At 64.1% G+C, this 19,452-nt stretch carries 17 protein-coding genes; 12 read left to right on the top strand and 5 right to left on the bottom strand.

All coding sequences use genetic code 11. The features are described 5' to 3' along the window. Positions 1 to 21 precede the first annotated feature (21 nt). Entirely contained in the window at positions 22 to 384 is a 363-nt protein-coding gene (gene clpS / locus L6D64_RS04095) for an ATP-dependent Clp protease adapter ClpS (RefSeq protein WP_016488124.1), read from the bottom strand. Positions 385 to 614: 230 nt separating this feature from the next. On the opposite strand from clpS, the gene cspD reads away from it, so the two are divergent. After that, on the top strand, positions 615 to 866 hold the full coding sequence (cspD, locus tag L6D64_RS04090; RefSeq protein WP_176508849.1) for a cold shock domain-containing protein CspD: 252 nt from the start codon (positions 615 to 617) through the stop codon (positions 864 to 866). A 67-nt stretch (positions 867 to 933) separates the two neighbouring features. On the opposite strand, the gene icd is transcribed toward cspD, so the two are convergent. Then, entirely contained in the window at positions 934 to 2,190 is a 1,257-nt protein-coding gene (gene icd / locus L6D64_RS04085; RefSeq protein WP_176508850.1) for an NADP-dependent isocitrate dehydrogenase, read from the bottom strand. 427 nt (positions 2,191 to 2,617) lie between these two features. Between icd and L6D64_RS04080 the strand changes: the two genes are divergently transcribed. The 8 genes from L6D64_RS04080 (at position 2,618) to L6D64_RS04045 (ending at position 12,649) form a co-directional block, all read left to right on the top strand. Next, positions 2,618 to 4,843 (top strand): NADP-dependent isocitrate dehydrogenase, encoded by a 2,226-nt coding sequence (locus tag L6D64_RS04080; RefSeq protein WP_176508851.1) that lies wholly within the window; start codon positions 2,618 to 2,620, stop codon positions 4,841 to 4,843. A 191-nt stretch (positions 4,844 to 5,034) separates the two neighbouring features. After that, the gene (locus L6D64_RS04075; protein WP_176508852.1) at positions 5,035 to 5,475 is read left to right on the top strand and encodes an NUDIX hydrolase; all 441 of its coding nucleotides are present in this window, start codon (positions 5,035 to 5,037) and stop codon (positions 5,473 to 5,475) included. Between the two features lie 59 nt (positions 5,476 to 5,534). Beyond that, positions 5,535 to 6,659, top strand: a complete 1,125-nt coding sequence (mnmA, locus tag L6D64_RS04070; protein ID WP_176508853.1) for a tRNA 2-thiouridine(34) synthase MnmA — start codon at positions 5,535 to 5,537, stop codon at positions 6,657 to 6,659. Further along, positions 6,656 to 7,282 carry a high frequency lysogenization protein HflD gene (gene hflD, locus L6D64_RS04065; protein WP_176508854.1) on the top strand — a complete coding sequence of 209 codons (627 nt, stop codon included), beginning with the start codon at positions 6,656 to 6,658 and terminating at the stop codon, positions 7,280 to 7,282. Before mnmA ends, hflD begins: the two co-directional genes overlap by 4 nt. A 233-nt stretch (positions 7,283 to 7,515) precedes the next feature. Then, positions 7,516 to 8,886: an adenylosuccinate lyase gene (gene purB / locus L6D64_RS04060; RefSeq protein ID WP_103448071.1), complete on the top strand. Its 1,371-nt coding sequence runs from the start codon at positions 7,516 to 7,518 to the stop codon at positions 8,884 to 8,886. 81 nt (positions 8,887 to 8,967) lie between these two features. Continuing rightward, on the top strand, positions 8,968 to 10,134 hold the full coding sequence (locus L6D64_RS04055) for a ribosomal protein uL16 3-hydroxylase (protein WP_054886826.1): 1,167 nt from the start codon (positions 8,968 to 8,970) through the stop codon (positions 10,132 to 10,134). After that, on the top strand, positions 10,127 to 10,555 hold the full coding sequence (locus tag L6D64_RS04050; RefSeq protein ID WP_054886827.1) for a GNAT family N-acetyltransferase: 429 nt from the start codon (positions 10,127 to 10,129) through the stop codon (positions 10,553 to 10,555). Before L6D64_RS04055 ends, L6D64_RS04050 begins: the two co-directional genes overlap by 8 nt. Positions 10,556 to 10,696: 141 nt before the next feature. Further along, the gene (locus tag L6D64_RS04045) at positions 10,697 to 12,649 is read left to right on the top strand and encodes a DNA topoisomerase III (protein WP_176510085.1); all 1,953 of its coding nucleotides are present in this window, start codon (positions 10,697 to 10,699) and stop codon (positions 12,647 to 12,649) included. A gap of 45 nt (positions 12,650 to 12,694) precedes the next feature. On the opposite strand, the gene L6D64_RS04040 is transcribed toward L6D64_RS04045, so the two are convergent. The 3 genes from L6D64_RS04040 to L6D64_RS04030 all read right to left on the bottom strand — a co-directional run bounded on the left by L6D64_RS04040 (position 12,695) and on the right by L6D64_RS04030 (position 15,882). Beyond that, complete coding sequence (locus L6D64_RS04040) at positions 12,695 to 13,792, bottom strand: extracellular solute-binding protein (protein ID WP_176510086.1); 1,098 nt, start codon at positions 13,790 to 13,792, stop codon at positions 12,695 to 12,697. Continuing rightward, positions 13,792 to 14,901, bottom strand: a complete 1,110-nt coding sequence (aguA, locus tag L6D64_RS04035; protein WP_176510087.1) for an agmatine deiminase — start codon at positions 14,899 to 14,901, stop codon at positions 13,792 to 13,794. Before aguA ends, L6D64_RS04040 begins: the two co-directional genes overlap by 1 nt. A gap of 93 nt (positions 14,902 to 14,994) precedes the next feature. Beyond that, entirely contained in the window at positions 14,995 to 15,882 is an 888-nt protein-coding gene (locus L6D64_RS04030; RefSeq protein ID WP_176510088.1) for a LysR substrate-binding domain-containing protein, read from the bottom strand. Positions 15,883 to 16,122: 240 nt separating this feature from the next. On the opposite strand from L6D64_RS04030, the gene L6D64_RS04025 reads away from it, so the two are divergent. From L6D64_RS04025 to L6D64_RS04015, 3 genes are read left to right on the top strand one after another with little or no spacing between them, the layout of a single operon-like run. Continuing rightward, positions 16,123 to 17,412, top strand: a complete 1,290-nt coding sequence (locus L6D64_RS04025) for an NAD(P)/FAD-dependent oxidoreductase (protein WP_176510089.1) — start codon at positions 16,123 to 16,125, stop codon at positions 17,410 to 17,412. Then, on the top strand, positions 17,405 to 17,956 hold the full coding sequence (locus L6D64_RS04020; RefSeq protein WP_176510090.1) for a helix-turn-helix domain-containing protein: 552 nt from the start codon (positions 17,405 to 17,407) through the stop codon (positions 17,954 to 17,956). Before L6D64_RS04025 ends, L6D64_RS04020 begins: the two co-directional genes overlap by 8 nt. Positions 17,957 to 17,965: 9 nt before the next feature. Beyond that, entirely contained in the window at positions 17,966 to 19,318 is a 1,353-nt protein-coding gene (locus tag L6D64_RS04015) for a glutamine synthetase family protein (protein ID WP_176510091.1), read from the top strand. Positions 19,319 to 19,452: the final 134 nt, after the last annotated feature.

Raw genomic sequence — 19,452 nt, 5'->3', positions numbered from 1 at the left:
TCATACCCAAGTGGTCGGCGATTAACCGTCCTTCTCGATTTCACAGAGTAGCGGATGCTGGCTTTCCCTGGCGTATTGGTTGACCTGCATGGCCTTCGTTTCGGCGATGTCACGGGTAAACAATCCGCACACTGCCCGCCCTTCGGTGTGGACGGTCAGCATGATCTTGGTCGCCAGCTCGCGGTTCAGACTGAAGAACGTTTCGAGCACTTCGACGACGAAATCCATCGGCGTGTAGTCATCGTTGAATAAAACCACCTTGTACATCGGTGGCGCCTGCAGGATCGGCTTGGCTTCCTGTACCGCAAGCCCTGAGCCGTCGTCCTCATTCGTTTGCGGGCGATCCTGATTGAATGTTAGTCGAATCTCACTGGGTGCATGCATGGAAAGAATTTCATCATGAGCGTCAGGTTAAGGTTGTGGGTTGACTGCATTGGCGGCCGCTGGCGCACGCGCCACCTGACCTTGACTAACGGCAAAACGGTGTTACAACCAATAAGAACCCACCGTGGTCGATAAAGATCCGCGCAGTCAACCAGATTTTTCGCATGGTTCGTATGCGGATGAAGTGGATGATACTCCAGTGATGGAGTCCTTTGCAGAGGGACATAGGGATGGCAAGCGGTAAAGTCAAGTGGTTCAACAATGCCAAGGGCTACGGATTCATCAATGCTGACGGCGATAGCGAAGACCTCTTCGCCCATTACTCCGCCATCCAGATGGACGGCTACAAGACCCTGAAGGCCGGACAGGTGGTGGTGTTCGACATCGTGCAGGGCCCCAAGGGCAAGCACGCGGTGAACATTTCCGGTAACGCCAGCGTCAGGCCGGAGCCCGTTCCGGAGGTCGTCGTCGCCAACGCCTGAGCCATCCCGCTCTGCCGGCAAACGAACGCACCGGCCGCCCCTTGTGGAGCGGCCGGTTTTTATTGCATTACATGTGCTTGATCATTTCATCGCCAAAACCTGAGCTACTCACCAGCGTGGCACCCTCCATCAAGCGCTCGAAGTCGTAGGTCACGGTCTTGGCGGCAATCGCACCATTGGTGCCCTTGATGATCAGGTCGGCCGCTTCAGTCCAGCCCATGTGCCGCAGCATCATCTCCGCCGACAGGATGACCGAGCCCGGATTAACCTTGTCCTGCCCGGCATATTTCGGGGCGGTACCATGGGTAGCCTCGAACATGGCCACGGTGTCGGACAGGTTGGCGCCCGGCGCGATGCCGATGCCACCCACTTCTGCCGCCAGGGCATCGGACAGGTAGTCACCGTTCAGGTTGAGCGTGGCAATCACGTCGTACTCGGCAGGGCGCAGCAGGATCTGCTGGAGCATGGCGTCGGCGATGGCGTCCTTGACGATCACTTCACGGCCGCTCTTGGGGTTCTTGAACTTCATCCATGGGCCGCCGTCGAGCAGTTCGGCCCCAAACTCGTCGCGGGCCACTTCGTAGCCCCAATCCTTGAAGGCACCCTCGGTGAACTTCATGATGTTGCCCTTGTGCACCAGGGTCAGCGATTCGCGATCATTGTCCACCACATATTGCAGGGCCTTGCGCACCAGGCGCTTGGTGCCCTCGCGCGAGACCGGCTTGACGCCGATGCCGCAGTCCTGGTCGAAACGGATCTTGGTGACACCCATTTCCTCCTTGAGGAACTTGATCACCTTGTTCGCTTCAGGCGAGCCGGCCTTCCACTCGATGCCGGCATAGATGTCTTCGGAGTTCTCACGGAAGATCACCATGTCGACATCGCCGGGCTTTTTCACCGGACTGGGCACGCCCTGGAACCACAGCACCGGGCGCAGGCACACGTAGAGGTCGAGCTGCTGGCGCAAAGCCACGTTGAGCGACCGGATACCCCCGCCGACCGGCGTGGTCAGCGGCCCCTTGATCGAGACAACGTAGTCCTTCACCGCATCCAGGGTCTCCTGGGGCAGCCAGGTGTCCTGGTCGTACACCTGGGTGGCCTTCTCGCCGGCATACACCTCCATCCAGGCGATCTTGCGCTTGCCGCCATAGGCTTTCTGCACGGCGGCATCGACCACCTTGATCATCACTGGCGAGACGTCGACGCCAATTCCGTCACCTTCAATATAAGGAATGATCGGGTTGTCGGGCACGTTGAGCGAATGGTCGGCATTGACGGTGATCTTGGTGCCGTCGGTCGGAACCTTGATTTTCTGGTATCCCATGCTTGCACTACTCCGCTGTCGGGTGTGATTGGACATCATGCGATCCAATGAGCCTAAACCACATCCGTCGACCTGCAAGCGGTGCGTCATTACGCCACATTGCCCCTACGTCTTTGGTCTTATAAATGGCACCGATGTCACTTCGCCTTGCTGATTAGCCCGAATGGTTTGGTATACTCCGCCGCGACCGAAGGGTCATCGGGGCGAATCCCAGGAAAATGCGGACCGCCCTTGGCCAGGAATGGCCACCAGGCCTGGCCAGAAAAGTCTGGACTGTTACCGCAGCTCAGCATTGACGCTCGACTGATGCATCCACCATCACCGCTCGCAGCCTCTCGACTTTCCGCTCATGGCGTTGCCAGGGCGATGCGCCTACCCTGCGCACCACGAGACTCGAGCACGCTCAGCACACAGAGAGTTAACCCGCATGCCCACCCGTTCCAAGATCATCTATACCTTCACCGACGAAGCCCCCGCCCTCGCCACCTACTCGCTGCTGCCGATCGTCGAAGCCTTCACCGCTTCCGCTGACATCGCCGTCGAAACTCGCGACATCTCCCTGGCTGGCCGTATCCTTGCCGCCTTCCCGGAGCAACTGGGCGCAGAGAAGCAAGTAGGCGATCACCTGGCGGAACTGGGCCAGCTGGCCACCACTCCTGAAGCCAACATCATCAAGCTGCCGAACATCAGCGCCTCGGTACCGCAGCTCAAGGCCGCGATCAAGGAACTGCAGGGCAAGGGCTTCAACATCCCTGACTACGCCGACGAGCCATCCACCGAGGCCGAGAAAGAATCCCGCGCCCGCTACGACCGCATCAAGGGTTCGGCCGTGAACCCGGTGCTGCGCGAAGGCAACTCCGACCGCCGCGCCCCGCTTTCGGTCAAGAACTACGCCCGCAAGCACCCGCACAAGATGGGCGCCTGGGCCGCCGACTCGAAGTCGCACGTTGCCCACATGAACAACGGCGACTTCTACGGCAGCGAAAAAGCCGCACTGATCGAGGCTGACGACAACCTGCGCATCGAGCTGGTCGGCAAAGATGGCAGCACCACCGTGCTTAAAGCCAAGACTGCCGTCAAAGCCGCCGAAATCGTCGACTGCGCCACCATGAGCCGCAAGGCCCTGAAAGCCTTCATCACCGAACAGATCGCCGATGCCAAGGCCTCCGGCGTACTGCTGTCGGTGCACCTGAAAGCCACCATGATGAAGGTTTCCGACCCGATCATGTTCGGCGTCATCGTCGAAGCGTTCTACGACGAGGTACTGGCCAAGCACGCAGCAGCCCTGGCTGAAGTAGGCTTCAACGCCAACAACGGCATCGGCGACCTGTACGCCCGCATCAAGGACCTGCCAGCCGACAAGCAGGCCGAGATCGAAGCCGACATCCAGGCCCTGTACGCCGAGCGTCCAGCCCTGGCCATGGTCAACTCCGACAAGGGCATCACCAACCTGCACGTGCCGAGCGACGTCATCGTCGACGCCTCGATGCCAGCGATGATCCGCGACTCGGGCAAGATGTGGAACAGCGCCGGTGAACTGCAGGATGCCAAGGCGATCATCCCGGATCGTTGCTACGCCGGCATCTACCAGGCCACCATCGAAGACTGCAAGGCCAACGGCGCCTTCGACCCGACCACCATGGGCAGCGTGCCGAACGTCGGCCTGATGGCGCAGAAGGCCGAAGAGTACGGCTCCCACGACAAGACCTTCCAGATCCAGGCCGACGGCGTAGTACGCGTGGTCGATGGCAAAGGCAACGTCGTTCTGGAGCAGAACGTCGAAGCCGGTGACATCTTCCGCATGTGCCAGACCAAAGACGCGCCGATCCAGGACTGGGTCAAGCTGGCCGTCAACCGTGCCCGCCTGAGCAACACCCCGGCGGTGTTCTGGCTGGACCCGGCCCGCGCCCACGACGGCGTGATGATCGAGAAGGTACAGAAGTACCTGAAGGACCACGACACCACTGGCCTGGACATCCGTGTCCTGGCGCCGGTCGACGCGATCAAGTTCTCCCTGGCCCGCATCCGCGAAGGCAAGGACACCATCTCGGTGACCGGCAACGTGCTGCGCGACTACCTGACCGACCTGTTCCCGATCATGGAACTGGGCACCAGCGCCAAGATGCTGTCGATCGTGCCGCTGATGAACGGCGGTGGCCTGTTCGAAACCGGCGCCGGCGGTTCGGCTCCGAAGCACGTGCAGCAGCTGGTGGAAGAGAACTTCCTGCGTTGGGACTCGCTGGGTGAATTCCTGGCCCTGGCCGCTTCCCTGGAGCACCTGGGCAACACCTACGACAACCCGCGCGCCAAGGTCCTGGCCAACACCCTGGACCAGGCAACCGGCAAGTTCCTCGACACCAACAAGTCGCCTTCGCGCAAAGTCGGTGGTATCGACAACCGCGGCAGCCACTTCTACCTGACCCTGTACTGGGCCCAGGCGCTGGCTGCACAGAGCGATGACGCCGCCCTGCAGGCGCGCTTCGCCCCACTGGCCAAGACCCTGACCGAGAACGAGGAGACCATCGTCGCCGAGCTCAACGCCGTTCAGGGCAAGCCGGCCGACATCGGTGGCTACTACGCCCCGGATGCCGAGCTGACCGCCAAGGTGATGCGCCCAAGCCAGACCCTGAACAGCGCCATTGCCGCCCTGTAAGGTTCGCTTGAAGTAACCGCACAAACCCCGGCCACGCACCGGGGTTTGTGCTTTCTGGATAAATGATTTCTAACGGCGAACGCGAACTCTGTGGGAGCGGGTTTACCCGCGAATGCGTCATTTGCCTCGCCATCGCATTCGCGGGTAAACCCGCTCCCACAGGGTTCGTGCCAGCCCTTTTGGAGCTGTTCATGACCTGGCAACCGCACATCACCGTCGCCACCATCGTCGAACACGACGGCAAATACCTCTTCGTCGAGGAATTCAAAGCCGGCCAGCACGTCTTCAACCAACCCGCCGGCCACCTCGAACCCAACGAGACCCTGCCCCAGGCCGCCCTGCGCGAAACCCTGGAAGAAACCGCCTGGGAAGTCGAGCTCACCGGCGTGGTCGGCATCTACCTCTACACCGCCCCGAGCAATGGCGTGACCTACCAGCGCATCTGCTTCGCCGCCCGCCCGCTGCGCCAGCATGCCGACCTGGCCCTGGACAGCGACATCGTCCGCGCTGTGTGGCTGACCCGTGACGAACTGCTGGCCGACCCCACCCGCTGGCGCAGCGAACTCGTGCCGCGCTGCCTGGACGATTACCTCGCCGGCCCGCTGCACAGCCTTGACTTGCTGCGTGACTGACGCGCCGCGCCGGTTTTGCTAGAATCGGCGTTTTTCCCCCTTGATACACACCGGTACCCATGACCAGCCCAGCACTCAAAGACCCCGCCAAGACCCGCGTCATCGTCGGCATGTCCGGCGGCGTGGACTCTTCCGTCTCCGCCCTTCTGCTTCTGGAGCAGGGCTACCAGGTGGAAGGGCTGTTCATGAAGAACTGGGAAGAAGACGACGGCACCGAATACTGCACCGCCCGTGAAGACCTGGCCGACGCCCAGGCCGTGTGCGACCGCATCGGCATCAAGCTGCATACCGCCAACTTCGCCGCCGAATACTGGGACAACGTGTTCGAGCACTTCCTTCAGGAATACAAGGCCGGCCGCACGCCCAATCCGGACATCCTCTGCAACCGCGAGATCAAGTTCAAGGCGTTCCTCGACTACGCCCTGTCGCTGGGTGCCGACCTGATCGCCACCGGCCACTACGTGCGCCGCCGCGACACAGGTGATCTGACCGAGCTGCTCAAGGGCCTGGACCCGAACAAGGACCAGAGCTACTTCCTGCATGCAGTTGGCGGCAAGGAAATCGCCCGTACCCTGTTCCCGGTCGGCGAACTGGAAAAGCCCGAAGTGCGCGCCATCGCCGAAAAACACGGCCTGGCCACTGCCAAGAAGAAGGACTCCACCGGCATCTGCTTCATCGGCGAGCGCCGCTTCAGCGATTTCCTCAAGCAGTACCTGCCGGCCCAGCCCGGTAACATCGAGACCACTGATGGCGAAGTGATCGGCCGCCACCACGGCCTGATGTACCACACCATCGGCCAGCGCCAGGGGCTGGGTATCGGCGGCCTGAAGGACGCCGGCGACGAGCCGTGGTACGTGCTGCACAAGGACCTGACCCGCAATGTGCTGGTGGTCGGCCAGGGCAATGAACACCCGTGGCTGTTCTCCCGTGCCCTGCTCGCCTCGGAAATCTTCTGGGTCAACCCGGTCGACCTGAGCAGCCCACGCCGGCTGACCGCCAAGGTGCGCTACCGCCAGAGCGACCAGCAATGCACCCTGGAGCTGACCGCAACCGGCTACCGCGCCGTGTTCGACGAGCCGCAGCGCGCCGTGACCCCGGGCCAGTCGGTGGTGTTCTATGACGGCGAGGTGTGCCTGGGCGGCGGCGTGATCGAAACCGCCGAGCCGTGGAGCCCGCGCGCATGAGCAACCTGCAGGAGCAGCTGATTGCCTTGGGCGGCGTGTTCCAGGCCGCCGTGCTGGTCGACCGCATCGCCCGCACCGGCCAGGCCAGCGAAGCCAACATCGGCTGCATGCTGGGCAGCCTGCTGGTGCGCGACCCCAAGGACACCCTGGAGGTGTTCGGCGGCGACGACCTCAACCTGCGCGACGGTTACCGCGCCCTGGTCGGCGCCCTCGAGCGCGACCCCAGCAGCCTGCAACGCGAACCCCTGCGCTACGCACTGTCGATGCTGGGTCTTGAGCGTCAGCTGAACAAGCGCGGCGACCTGCTCGAGACCATCGGCAACCGCCTGCCGCAAATCCAGTCCCAGGCCGACCATTTCGGCCTGGTTCACGAAAACGTCATCGCTTCCAGTGGAGCCTTGTACCAGGACACCCTGAGCACCCTGCGCCAGCGCATCCAGGTGCATGGCGACATGCGCTTCCTGCAGCAGGCCAGCAACGCCTCGAAAATCCGCGCCCTGCTGCTGGCCGGTATCCGTGCCGCACGCCTGTGGCGTCAGCTGGGCGGGCATCGCTGGCAGCTGGTGTTCAGCCGGCGCAAGCTGCTCAACGAACTGTACGACATGATGCGTTCGCCGTCCTGACCCTGTGGGAGCGGCCTTGTGTCGCGAAAGGGCCGCAGCGCGGCCCCTGGGTCTCGAGCCTGACTCAAGATTGCTGGGGCTGCTACGCAGCCCCTTCGCGACGCAAGGCCGCTCCCACAAAGGCACGACCGCATTGATTTATTGAGCCGACCTTTGGTCAGCCACCCGACTCGGGCGCGAAATTCATGTATGATATGCGCCCTTCCAAAAGCCTGACTGTCCGAGAACACCCCATGCAGCTTTCTTCGCTCACTGCGGTTTCCCCTGTAGACGGCCGTTACGCCGGCAAAACCCAGGCCTTGCGCCCCATTTTCAGCGAATTCGGCCTGATCCGTTTCCGCGCCCTGGTCGAAGTGCGCTGGCTGCAGCGCCTGGCCGCGCACCCGCAGATCGGCGAAGTGCCGGCGTTCTCCGCCGAAGCCAATGCCCTGCTGGACAGCCTGGCCACCGATTTCAAGCTCGAGCACGCCGAACGCGTCAAGGAAATCGAGCGCACCACCAACCACGACGTCAAGGCGATCGAATACCTCCTCAAGGAGCAGGCCGCCAAGCTGCCTGAGCTGGCAAAGGTCAGCGAGTTCATCCACTTCGCCTGCACCAGCGAGGACATCAACAACCTGTCCCACGCCCTGATGCTGCGCGCCGGCCGTGACGATGTGCTGCTGCCGCTGATGCGCCAGATCGCCGACGCCATCCGCGCCCTGGCCCATGCCCATGCCGACGTGCCGATGCTCTCGCGCACCCACGGCCAGCCGGCTTCGCCGACCACCCTGGGCAAAGAGCTGGCCAACGTCGTGTACCGCCTGGAACGCCAGATCGCCCAGGTTGCCGCCGTGCCGCTGCTGGGCAAGATCAACGGCGCCGTGGGCAACTACAACGCCCACCTGTCGGCTTACTCGCAGATCGACTGGGAACAGAACGCCCGCGCCTTCATCGAAGACGAGCTGGGCCTGCAGTTCAACCCGTACACCACCCAGATCGAGCCGCACGACTACATCGCCGAACTGTTCGACGCGATCGCTCGCTTCAACACCATCCTCATCGACTTCGACCGCGACGTCTGGGGCTACATCTCGCTGGGCTACTTCAAGCAGAAGACCGTGGCCGGCGAGATCGGCTCGTCGACCATGCCGCACAAGGTCAATCCGATCGACTTCGAAAACTCCGAAGGCAACCTGGGCATCGCCAACGCGCTGTTCCAGCACCTGGCGAGCAAGCTGCCGATCTCGCGCTGGCAGCGTGACCTGACCGACTCCACCGTGCTGCGCAACCTGGGCGTGGGCTTCGCCCACAGCGTCATCGCCTACGAAGCCAGCCTGAAAGGCATCGGCAAGCTGGAAGTCAACGAAGCCCGCATCGCCGCCGACCTGGATGCCTGCTGGGAAGTCCTCGCCGAGCCGATCCAGACCGTGATGCGTCGCTTCAACATCGAGAACCCCTACGAGAAGCTCAAGGAGCTGACCCGTGGCAAGGGCATCACGCCAGAAGCGCTGCTGACCTTCATCGACGGCCTCGACATGCCGGCCGACGCCAAGGCCGAACTGAAGCTGCTGACTCCGGCTACCTACATCGGTAACGCGGCAGCCCAGGCCAAACGCATCTAAGCTGACCGTCGCGTTCAACGCCCGGCCTGGCCGGGCGTTTTTATTCGCGGACGAAAATTACGTTTTTTCAATAGGTTGAACATGAATCCTGATACTCCACTGCAGCTGCTCGGCGGCATCTCGGCCCGCGAATTCATGCGCGACTACTGGCAGAAGAAGCCGCTGCTGGTGCGCCAGGCCTTCCCGGACTTCGAAAGCCCGATCGACCCCGACGAGCTGGCCGGCCTGGCCCTGGAAGAGGAAGTCGAGTCGCGCATCGTCCTCGAACACGGCGCCCACCCGTGGGAGCTGCGCCGCGGCCCGTTCAGCGAAGACACCTTTGCCGAACTGCCAGAGAAGGACTGGACCCTGCTGGTGCAGGCCGTCGACCAGTTCGTACCGGAAGTCGCCGAGCTGCTCGAGCACTTCCGCTTCCTGCCGAGCTGGCGTATCGATGACGTGATGATCAGCTTCGCCACCCCAGGTGGCAGTGTCGGCCCGCACTTCGACAATTACGACGTGTTCCTGCTCCAGGGCCACGGCGAGCGCAACTGGAAGATCGGCCAGATGTGCAACAGCGACAGCCCGCTGCTGGAGCACGCCGACCTGCGCATCCTCGCCGAGTTCGAACAGAGCGGCGAATGGACCCTGGAGCCGGGCGACATGCTCTACCTGCCCCCGCGTCTGGCCCACTACGGCGTCGCCGTGGACAACTGCCTGACCTACTCGGTGGGCTTCCGCGCCCCAAGCGCCGCCGAAGTGCTGACCCACTTCACCGACTTCCTCGGCCAGTTCCTGCCGGACGAAGAGCGCTACAGCGACGCCGACGCACAACCTGCCAGCGACCCGCACCAGATCCAGCACGACGCCCTCGACCGCCTCAAGGCGTTGATCGACAAGCACACCAACGACAAGGACCTGCTGCTGACCTGGTTCGGCCAGTTCATGACCGAGCCGCGCTACCCGGAGCAGGTGGTCGGTGAGGAAATGGACGAAGACGAGCTGATCGAAGCGCTGGAAGACGGCGCCATCCTGATCCGCAACCCGAGCGCGCGGCTGGCCTGGTCCGAACTCGGCGACGACCTGATGCTGTTCGCCAGCGGCCGTAGCTGCCCACTGCCGGCCAAGCTGCGCGAGCTGCTGAAGCTGGTGTGCTCGGCCGATGCGTTACACATCGACAACCTCGAGCAGTGGTTGCAGGATGAAGATGGCCTTATGCTGGTCCAGCAGCTGATCAAACAAGGAAGCCTGGGATTCGCCAATGAATAAGATTCGTGTGCGTCTTGCCGACTGGCACAAGGACAACGCTGATATCCGCCGTATCCGCGAAGCCGTGTTCATTGCCGAGCAGCATGTGCCGCCAGAGCTGGAGTGGGACTCGGACGATCCGGGCGCCGCGCACTTCCTGGCGCTGGAAGGCGACTATCCGATCGGCACGGCTCGCCTGCTGCCTGACGGCACCATTGGCCGGGTCTCGGTGCTCAAGGACTGGCGTGGGTTGAAGGTCGGCGATGCACTGATGAATGCAGTGATCGTCGAAGCGCAGAACCGTGACCTGAAGCAGCAGATGCTCAGTGCACAGGTGCATGCCACGCCGTTCTACGAGCGCCTGGGCTTTCGCGTAGTCAGCGAGGAGTTCCTCGAAGCCGGCATTCCGCACGTGGACATGGTGCGCGACTCGCGCGCCTGATCCAGCAATTCGCCGCTCCCACAGGGATCGCGCTAACTTCCAGCAAAAATCAACCTGTACATCCATCCAGATAAAACTTGCCTCCGGGCCCCCGCTTGCGCATCCTAGTGCCCATCATTCCCCGATGAAGCGTTCCCGGCCATGCGCCTGTTCCTCTGCGAAAAACCCTCCCAGGCCAAAGACATCGCCAAGGTGCTCGGTGCCAACCGCAAGGCCGACGGCTGCTGGCAGGGCACTGACGTCTGCGTGACCTGGTGCATCGGCCACCTGCTGGAAACCGCCCCGCCCGACAGCTACGACGACCGCTACAAGCGCTGGAACCTGGCCGACCTGCCGATCATCCCGGCAACGTGGAAGATGCTGGTCAAGCCCAAGACCGCCAGCCAGTTCAAGGCGGTCAAGCGCCTGCTCGGCGAAGCCCGCGAACTGGTGATCGCCACCGACGCCGACCGCGAAGGTGAAATGATTGCCCGCGAGCTGGTCGAGCACTGCCGCTACCGCGGCCCGATCCAGCGCCTGTGGCTGTCGGCCCTGGACGACGCTTCGATCCGCAAGGCCCTGGCGCGCCTGCTGCCCGGCCAGGAAACCTTCAACCTCTACCATTCGGCCCTGGGCCGCTCCCGCGCCGACTGGCTGATCGGCATGAACATGAGCCGGCTGTTCACCCTGCTCGGCCGCCAGTCCGGCTACCAGGGCGTGCTGCCAGTGGGGCGGGTGCAAACCCCTACCCTGCGCCTGGTGGTCGACCGCGACCGCAGTATCGCTGATTTCGTGCCCGTGCCGTTCTGGGCCATCGATGTCCAGCTGGAAAGTGCCGGCCAGGCTTTCAACGCCCAGTGGCGCGCACCGCAAGACACCTGCGACGACCAAGGCCGCTGCCTGAATCAGGCGCTGGCCCGGCAGGCTGCTGGCGACATGCACGATGCCGGTACGGCGCGGGTATCGAAAGTCGCCACCGAGCGCGTGCGCGAGGCCGCACCGCTGCCCTTCGACCTCGGTACCCTGCAGGAGTTGTGCTCGAAAAAGTTCGGCCTCGGCGCCCAGGAAACCCTCGACATCGCCCAGGCGCTGTACGAGACCCACAAGCTGATCACCTACCCGCGCAGCGACTGCGGCTACCTGCCCGTCAGCCAGCACAGCGAGGCGCCCGCCATCCTCGCGGCGCTGCAGCGGGCGGACGCCAGCCTGGCGCCGCTGCAGGCTCACCTGGAGCCGCAGCGCCGCTCCCGCGCCTGGAACGACGCCAAGGTCAGTGCCCACCACGGCATCATCCCCACGGCACCCGCCAGCGACCCGGCACGCCTGCCGGCCAAGCACAAGGCGGTCTATACCCTGATCCGTGCCCGCTACCTGGCGCAGTTCCTGCCCAACCACGAGTACGATCGCACCCAGGCCGAGTTCGCTTGCGCCGGCCATGCCCTGCGCGCCGTCGGCAAGCAGATCGTCGAACCCGGCTGGCGCCGCGCCCTCCCCGAAGCACTGACCCCGGCCAAGGGCCGCGAGGCCCAGCCAGCCCAGGTGCTGCCGGCCCTGCGCGAAGGCCAGGACTGCAACGTGCATGATCTGCAACTGAAGGACCTGTGGACCCAGCCACCGAAACCGTTTACCGAAGGCGACCTGATCAAGGCGATGAAGAACGTCGCCAAGCTGGTGGACGACCCACGGCTGAAACAGAAGCTCAAGGAAACCACCGGCATCGGCACCGAAGCGACCCGTGCCAGCATCATCCAGGGCTTGCTCGACCGCGGTTATCTGGTGAAGAACGGCAAGGCCCTGTCTGCCACCCCGGCCGCGTTCAGCCTGATTGACGCCGTGCCCCGCGCCATTGCCGACCCTGGTACCACGGCCATCTGGGAACAAGCACTGGACATGGTGCAGAGCGGCGAGATGAGCCTGGAAGAATTCGTCACCCGGCAGTCGGCGTGGATGGGCAAGCTGGTGGAACGTTGCCGCGGGATGCGCATGACCATTACTGGCCCGGCGGTAGGCAAGGCGGCGCCGTGGAAGAAGAAGCGGCGCAGCGGTGCCACAAAAGGCAAGGCGGCCGAAGGCAAAAACACTGCCCGCAAACCAAGGCGCAAAGCTCCAAGCTGATGGGTTACCCGCGATGAGGCCAGCACGGGCAACACAACATGCCTGTCAGGTACCACTTTTCAACCGGCTGAACGCCCGGGTCAGCTCGCGGTTGAACGCCTTGCCATTGTCATTCTTGCCATACAACCGCGCCCGCACCTCAGCCGGCGGGTAGGTCCCCGGCGCATTGCGGATCTGCGCAGCCACCAGCTGATCCGCCGCCGTGATCGCATTGGCGTAGTGGATGGTGTCGGTAATCGGCGCGATCACATCCGGTCGCATCAGGTAATCCACCAGCTTCCACGCAGCGTCCGGGTGTGGCGCATCCTTGGGCACCACCAGTGCATCCAGCCAGATCAACGTGCCCTCCTTCGGGATGCTGTAGTCCAGCTCAAACGCCTTGCCCGCCTGCTGCGCCTGCCCCTGGGCGATGGCCACGTTGCCGTTCCACGACATTGCCACGCAGGTCTCGCCATTGGCCAAGTCGTTGATGTTGCGGTCATTGTCGAAGTAGCGAATGTACGGGCGCACCTTGCGCAGTTGCACCTCCGCCGCCTTCAGGTCTTCAAGACGCTGCTGGTTGATGTCCAGGCCCATATAGCGCATCACGGCGGCGAACACTTCATTGGGGTCGTTGAGCAGGCTCACCCCGCAATCGGCAAATTTCGCCACCACCTGCGGGTCGAACAGCATCGCCCAGCTGTCCAGCGGCGCATCGCCCATACGCGCAGTCACCGCCTGCTGCTGGTAACCCACCCCTGTGGTGCCCCAGGCATAGGTCCCGGCATAGCGGTTGCCCGGGTCGAACACGGCCATGTGCTGGCGGAACTCTTCACCCACCCCGGCCAGGTGCGGAAGTTGCGCCTTATCCAGCGGCTGCAGGGCGCCACTGGCAATGGCCCGGCTCAGGTGCTGGCCGGCGGTGAGCACCACGTCGTAGCCACTGCCACCGGTCAGCAGCTTGGTCTCGGCGGTTTCCAGCGAGTCGAAGTGGTCGGCCACCACACGAATGCCGGTTTCCTTTTCGAACCGGGTCAAGGTATCGGGGGCAAGGTACTCGCCCCAGATGTACAGGTTGACGGTCGGCTGTTGTGCGTCGGCAGCCTGGGCCGCAGTAGCGGCGCAGCCCAGGGCGAGCGCAAGGGTCAGTGCGCTCGGCTTCATCAGCGGCGGCCTCCAGCGTATTGCGGCATGGTGATGCACGCGACATTACCGCCACCCAGCAGGATTTCGCGGGAATTCTCGATGCCGATGATGCGGTGATCGGGGAACAGCTCGGCCAGGGTCGCCTGGGCAATGGCATCATTGCGGTCGCCGAACAGCGGTACGACGATGGCGGAATTGCCCGCGTAATAGTTGATGTACGAGGCACAGATCCGGGTACCGGCCTCACGCAGGTGAGTGCCTTCGACCTGATCCAGCCCCGCGGCCTCTTCGGCCGTCCATTGCAGCACGTCGGGTTGCGGCAGCTTGTGCACCTTCAGTTCACGGCCACGGGCATCGCGGGTGCTGCGCAGGATGTCGTAGGCCTCCTGGTAGATTTCCCACTGCGGGTCGTCACGGTTGTCGGTCCATTGCAGCACCACTTCACCGGGGCGCACGAAGCAGGCCAGGTCGTCGACGTGGCCATCGGTCTCGTCGAACTTGCAGCCACGCGGCAGCCAGATCACCTGCTCGGCTCCCAGGTAGTCTTCAAGGCGACGGGTCACCTCGGCCTTGCCCAGGTGGGCGTTGCGGTTGCGGTTCAGCAGGCATTGCTCGGTGGTCAGCAGGCTGCCCTGGCCGTCGCTCTGGATGCCGCCAAGCTCGGCGATCAGCGGCGCGCGATAGCGGTCCAGGCCTTCGATCTCGAGGATTTTCTGGGCGATCTGGTCGTCCTTGTCCCACGGGTAGTAGAGGCCGCCATCGAGGCCGCCATAGGCGTTGAATTCAAAGTCGACACCACGCACTTCACCCCTGTCGTCATTGACCACGAAGCATGGACCGCTGTCACGGAACCAGGTGTCGTTGCAGGTCATTTCCACCACCCGCACCTGCGGTGGCAGCAGGCGCCGGGCATTGGCGTACTGGCCAGCGGAAGCGCAGACCGTGACCGGCTCGCTGGAGGCGATTGCCGTGACGATCTCGACCCAGACCTTCTGCGCAGGCTTGGCGCCATTGCGCCAGACATCCGGGCGCTCTGGCCAGCCGAGCCAGCAACCCGCCTTGCGCTCGAATTCGCCGGGCAGGCGGAAGCCATCGGCCTTGGGGATGGTGGTGAGCGAACGTGCCATGGGTCAACCTCGTATCGGTGGGTGATGGCTGCACGCTACGCCGCCTCGCTTGCGGCATCCAACGATGAAAACTCAGCGATAGCTGAATTCAATTCAGCTATCGCCCAGCTGTTCGATGAACCATTCGATGAAGTCAGCCACCGGTGCCCGCTCAAGGCGCAGCCGTTCGCACACCAGCGCGTACTGCCCCTGGGCCGTGACGCTGGCACTGAACGGGCGTACCAACCGGCCGCTCTGCAGGTCGGCCTGGCAGGTCAGGTTGTCGCCCATCGCCACGCCCTGCCCCAGCAGCGCAGCCTCCAGCGCCAGCGCGGCATGGGGAAAATACAGCTGCCGGGTAGGCAAGGCGTCCTCGGCGTGAGTGGCCAGCCAGGTGGTCCAGGTGCGGCCGTCCTGGTCATCGTGCAACAGGCAATGGCGCACCAGGTCGCGTGGGCGCTTGAGCCCGCCCTGGTTGAACAGGCCGGGGCTGCACACCGGGAAGAACTGCAGCAGCGGCAGGGGCCGGACGAAATGGGTGCTGGCGTCCAGCGCACCGGTGCCGTAGGTGATGGCCAGGTCGACGTCCAGCGCCGGGGCGCCGGCATCGATCGGTTGATCGTGCAGGTGCAGGGTAATGTGAGGGTAACGGCTACTGAAGTCGGCCAGGCGCGCGACCAGCCATTTCTGCGCGAGCTCAGCTGTGACCGCCACCCTCAGTACCGCTTGCGATGCCGGGTCGCGCAGTTCGTCACAGGCCTTGCCGATCAGTTCGAAGGCCTGCTGCAGGTGATGCAGCAAGCGTTCGGCTTCGGCGCTGGGGCGCACCTGGCGGCCGACGCGCTCGAACAGGGCGACGCCAAGCTGCTCCTCGAGCTGACGAATCTGATGGCTGACGGCACTGTCGGTCACGCACAGCTCGGCAGCGGCGCGGCCGAAATGGCCATGGCGCGCGGCGCATTCGAAAGTGCGCAGGGCGGTCAAGGAAGGCAGGCGGCGCATTGTTTTTCCTGTCAGGGCCAAGGGGGCCGCTTTGCGGCCCTATCGCGACGCAAGGCCGCTCCCACATTGATCGGCGTTCACAGGTCCTTGTGGGAGCGGCCTTGTGTCGCGAAAGGGCTGCGCAGCAGCCCCCGGATCATATAGCCAACCCCACAGAAAAGACGAACGGCTCTGGCGCCATGAAAATTCACTGCTAGATTTTCATGAAAATAATCACAATAAATTTCACGAGGCCAAGGCATGTTCAAGCAATCCGCCCAACACGTCGCCAGTTACTACGCCCGGACCTACCCCTCCAGCATCCCCCTGCGCCCTACCCTGCAAGGCTCGCACGACACCGATGTGCTGATCATCGGCGCCGGTTTCAGCGGCCTGCACACCGCGCTGCGCCTGACCCTGGCCGGCAAGCGCGTGACCCTGCTGGAAGCCAGCCGGGTGGCCTGGGCCGCTTCCGGGCGCAACGGTGGCCAGGCGCTGCTGGGCTGGTCGTGCGATATGCCGCCCCTGGAGAAAGCGCTGGGCGTTGAACGCACCCGGCGCCTGTGGGACAGCATGTGCTGGGCCGCCGACGAAATGCGCGAGCTGCCCCTGCGCCATGGCTTCGACATCGATTACCGGCTCGGCAGCCTGTGGACCGCCGTGCTGCCCCGGCGCGTAAAGATGCTCGAAGAAGCCCTGCACGATGCCGAACACAAATGGGGCTACGACGCCCTGCGCCTGATCGGCCGCGACGAGCTGGCGCAATGGATCGACAGCCCGCGCTACCAGGCCGCGCTGTATGACGCCAAGGGTGCGCACCTCAACCCGCTGAAACTCGCCCAGGGCCTGGCCGCCACGATCGAAGCCCATGGCGGGCGCATCTTCGAGCAGAGCCAGGTGCTCGGCTATCAGCCCAGCGCCAACGGCTACGTGGCCCGCACAGCGCATGGCGAGGTGCGCTGCGGGGTGCTGGTACTGGCTTGCAATGCCTACATCGACCGCCTCGACCGCAGCCTGTCGCGCCGGCTGTTGCCAGTCGGGTCGTACCAGGTAGCTACCGCACCGCTGGATGCCGAGTTCGCCCGCTCGCTGCTGCCGCGCAACAGCTGCGTGATCGACAACCAGTTCGTGCCCGACTACTTCCGCCTCACCCCCGATCACCGCCTGCTGTTCGGCGGTGGCTGCACCTACCTGGGCGGCATTCCAAAGGACGTAGCCAGCGCCACGCGCCCCTACCTGGAACGGGTGTTCCCGCAACTGGCCGGGGTGGCCATCGACTATGCCTGGGGCGGCCACATCGACTGCAGCATCCAGCGCACCCCGGACGTCGGCCGCGAGGGCCAGCGCTATTGGCTGCAAGGCTTCTCTGGCCATGGCGTGCTGCCGACCCTGGCCGCCGCGCGGGCGGTCAGCGATGCCATTCTCGGCGACGACGGCCTGCTGGCGTTGTACCAGGGCATCGACAACGGCCGCTTCCCGGGCGGTGACCTGCTGGCCGCACCGCTGGAGGCAGCGGCCAAGGCCTGGTACAGGATGCGCGATCATGTCTGAAGACGCCCAGCGCCTGGCCCTGCTGATTCGCGACTTGCGCAAGCACCGCGGGCTGACCCTCGATGAGCTGGCGGGCAAGGTCAAACGCTCGCTGGGTTTCTTGTCCCAGGTCGAACGCGGCCTGTCGCAGCCGACCGTGGCCGACCTTACGGCCATCAGCGAAGCCTTGCAGGTGCCGACCACCTACTTCTACCAGGCCAGCCAGCCACCCGCGCTGGACTGGGTCACCCGCCCCGGCGAGCGGCGCACCCTCTACTACGCCGAAGGCATCAGCGACGTGCTGGTCTCACCGACCCTCAACGGCCGTTTCGCCATGCTCGAAAGCTACCTGGCGCCCGGCGCCAGCAGTGGCGAGGGGCACCTGGACGACAGCTCCGAGCAAGGTGGTTTCGTCCTCGAAGGTGAACTCACCCTCTGGCTTGCCGATGACGAACAGGCCGTGACCCTGGCGCCTAACGACAGCTTCCAGCTGCCGCCCAACCGCCACTTTCGCTACGCCAACCTGACCGACCAGACGACCCGCGTCCTCTGGGTCTTCCGATGAGAGCACAGCATGACCCTAACAACAGGCTTTCCCGATCTGCTCAGTGAAGTCCGCGCGTTCCGTGCCCGCCACCCCGACGTCAGCCATGTCGACCTGCTCAGCCTGGACATCCCTGGGCACTTCTACGGCAAGCGCTACCCGATTGACATGCTGGAAAAGGTTGCCGCCGGCAGCCCGCTGAAACTGCCGCAGAATTGCGTACTGCTGGGTGTCCAAGGTGGGCTGTTCCCGATCGGCGACTATTGTTTCAACGACGGCGACCCGGATGCCATCCGCCGCCTGATCCCTGGCACGCTCAAGCCGGTGACCTGGGAGCGCGAGCCACTGGGGCAGATGCTGATCAGCTCCGACGGTACTGCCGCGCCCATCGAATTCGAACCCCGCGAGGTCCTCGCCCGTGTGCTGCAGCGCCTCGAACGACGCGGCATTCGCCCGGTGGTGGCGTTCGAACTGGAGTTCTACCTGTTCGACCGCGCGCTCAAGCAAGGCTTGCCGCAGTTCCCGCGGGATCCGCTGAGCGATGACCCCGACGACCAGCCCAACATGCACATCGAACGGCTGTCGCGCTTCAGCGAGGTGTTGCGCGACATGGTCGCAACCGCCAATGCGCAAGGCGTGGACGCGAACGTGATCACTGCCGAACTCGGCCCCGGCCAGTTCGAGATCAACTTTGGCCACTGCGACGACGGCCTGCAGGCGGCCGACTGGGCCGCCCTGTTCTGCCGCAGCACCCGGGGTGTCGCGCTCAAGCACGGGCTGCGCGCCTCGTTCATGAGCAAGCCCTACCTGCAGGCGCCGGGCAGTGGCATGCATGTGCATGTGAGCCTTTACGACCCCGCTGGCAACAACCTGCTGGCCGCCAACCAGCAACGCCCGCTGCGCCACGCGGTGGCCGGCTGCCTGGCGCTGCTGCCGCACTGCATGCCGATCTTCGCTGCCAACCACAATGCATTCCGCCGCTATGGCGCCATGGTCAACGCCGCCAGCCGTGCGAGCTGGGGGTTCGAGGACCGCGATGCGTGCATTCGTATCCCCGAGTCGGATGCGCGCAACCTGCGTATCGAGCACCGGCTGGCGGGGGCGGATGCCAACCCGTACCTGGTGCTGGCGGCGATCCTGTGTGGCATGGAGCATGGGCTGGATGCCGCGCAGGAACCGATTGCGCCGCTGAACGAAGATCGCAGCAGCGGCATCGATTTCCCCAAGGACATGCTCGGCGCGGTCGCGGCCATGCGCAGCCACCCGGCAGTGAACGAAGGGCTGGGGGAAGAGTTCGTGATGGTGTACTGCGAGAACAAGCGCCAGGACCATCTGGCATTCATGCAGGAAGTCAGTGCGCGGGAGTACCGCTGGTTCCTGTGACACAGATTTTGGCTTCTTCGCGGGTAAACCCGCTCCCACAGGTATTGCACAGACCTTGAGGCAAGCGCAGGACCTGTGGGAGCGGGTTTACCCGCGAAGAAGCCGGTACTGCCACCACAAATTCCGATGCTGTG

Source organism: Pseudomonas urethralis, from assembly GCF_021602465.1.
GTDB classification, from domain to species: Bacteria; Pseudomonadota; Gammaproteobacteria; order Pseudomonadales; family Pseudomonadaceae; genus Aquipseudomonas; species Aquipseudomonas vlassakiae.
This window is presented reverse-complemented; position numbering and strand designations above follow the sequence as displayed.

Bases quoted from the DNA above. Each gene is read 5' to 3' on its own strand.
- clpS (WP_016488124.1), bottom strand. From the start codon at position 384: ATGCATGCACCCAGTGAGATTCGACTAACATTCAATCAGGATCGCCCG.
- cspD (WP_176508849.1), top strand. From the start codon at position 615: ATGGCAAGCGGTAAAGTCAAGTGGTTCAACAATGCCAAGGGCTACGGA.
- icd (WP_176508850.1), bottom strand. From the start codon at position 2,190: ATGGGATACCAGAAAATCAAGGTTCCGACCGACGGCACCAAGATCACC.
- L6D64_RS04080 (WP_176508851.1), top strand. From the start codon at position 2,618: ATGCCCACCCGTTCCAAGATCATCTATACCTTCACCGACGAAGCCCCC.
- L6D64_RS04075 (WP_176508852.1), top strand. From the start codon at position 5,035: ATGACCTGGCAACCGCACATCACCGTCGCCACCATCGTCGAACACGAC.
- mnmA (WP_176508853.1), top strand. From the start codon at position 5,535: ATGACCAGCCCAGCACTCAAAGACCCCGCCAAGACCCGCGTCATCGTC.
- hflD (WP_176508854.1), top strand. From the start codon at position 6,656: ATGAGCAACCTGCAGGAGCAGCTGATTGCCTTGGGCGGCGTGTTCCAG.
- purB (WP_103448071.1), top strand. From the start codon at position 7,516: ATGCAGCTTTCTTCGCTCACTGCGGTTTCCCCTGTAGACGGCCGTTAC.
- L6D64_RS04055 (WP_054886826.1), top strand. From the start codon at position 8,968: ATGAATCCTGATACTCCACTGCAGCTGCTCGGCGGCATCTCGGCCCGC.
- L6D64_RS04050 (WP_054886827.1), top strand. From the start codon at position 10,127: ATGAATAAGATTCGTGTGCGTCTTGCCGACTGGCACAAGGACAACGCT.
- L6D64_RS04045 (WP_176510085.1), top strand. From the start codon at position 10,697: ATGCGCCTGTTCCTCTGCGAAAAACCCTCCCAGGCCAAAGACATCGCC.
- L6D64_RS04040 (WP_176510086.1), bottom strand. From the start codon at position 13,792: ATGAAGCCGAGCGCACTGACCCTTGCGCTCGCCCTGGGCTGCGCCGCT.
- aguA (WP_176510087.1), bottom strand. From the start codon at position 14,901: ATGGCACGTTCGCTCACCACCATCCCCAAGGCCGATGGCTTCCGCCTG.
- L6D64_RS04030 (WP_176510088.1), bottom strand. From the start codon at position 15,882: ATGCGCCGCCTGCCTTCCTTGACCGCCCTGCGCACTTTCGAATGCGCC.
- L6D64_RS04025 (WP_176510089.1), top strand. From the start codon at position 16,123: ATGTTCAAGCAATCCGCCCAACACGTCGCCAGTTACTACGCCCGGACC.
- L6D64_RS04020 (WP_176510090.1), top strand. From the start codon at position 17,405: ATGTCTGAAGACGCCCAGCGCCTGGCCCTGCTGATTCGCGACTTGCGC.
- L6D64_RS04015 (WP_176510091.1), top strand. From the start codon at position 17,966: ATGACCCTAACAACAGGCTTTCCCGATCTGCTCAGTGAAGTCCGCGCG.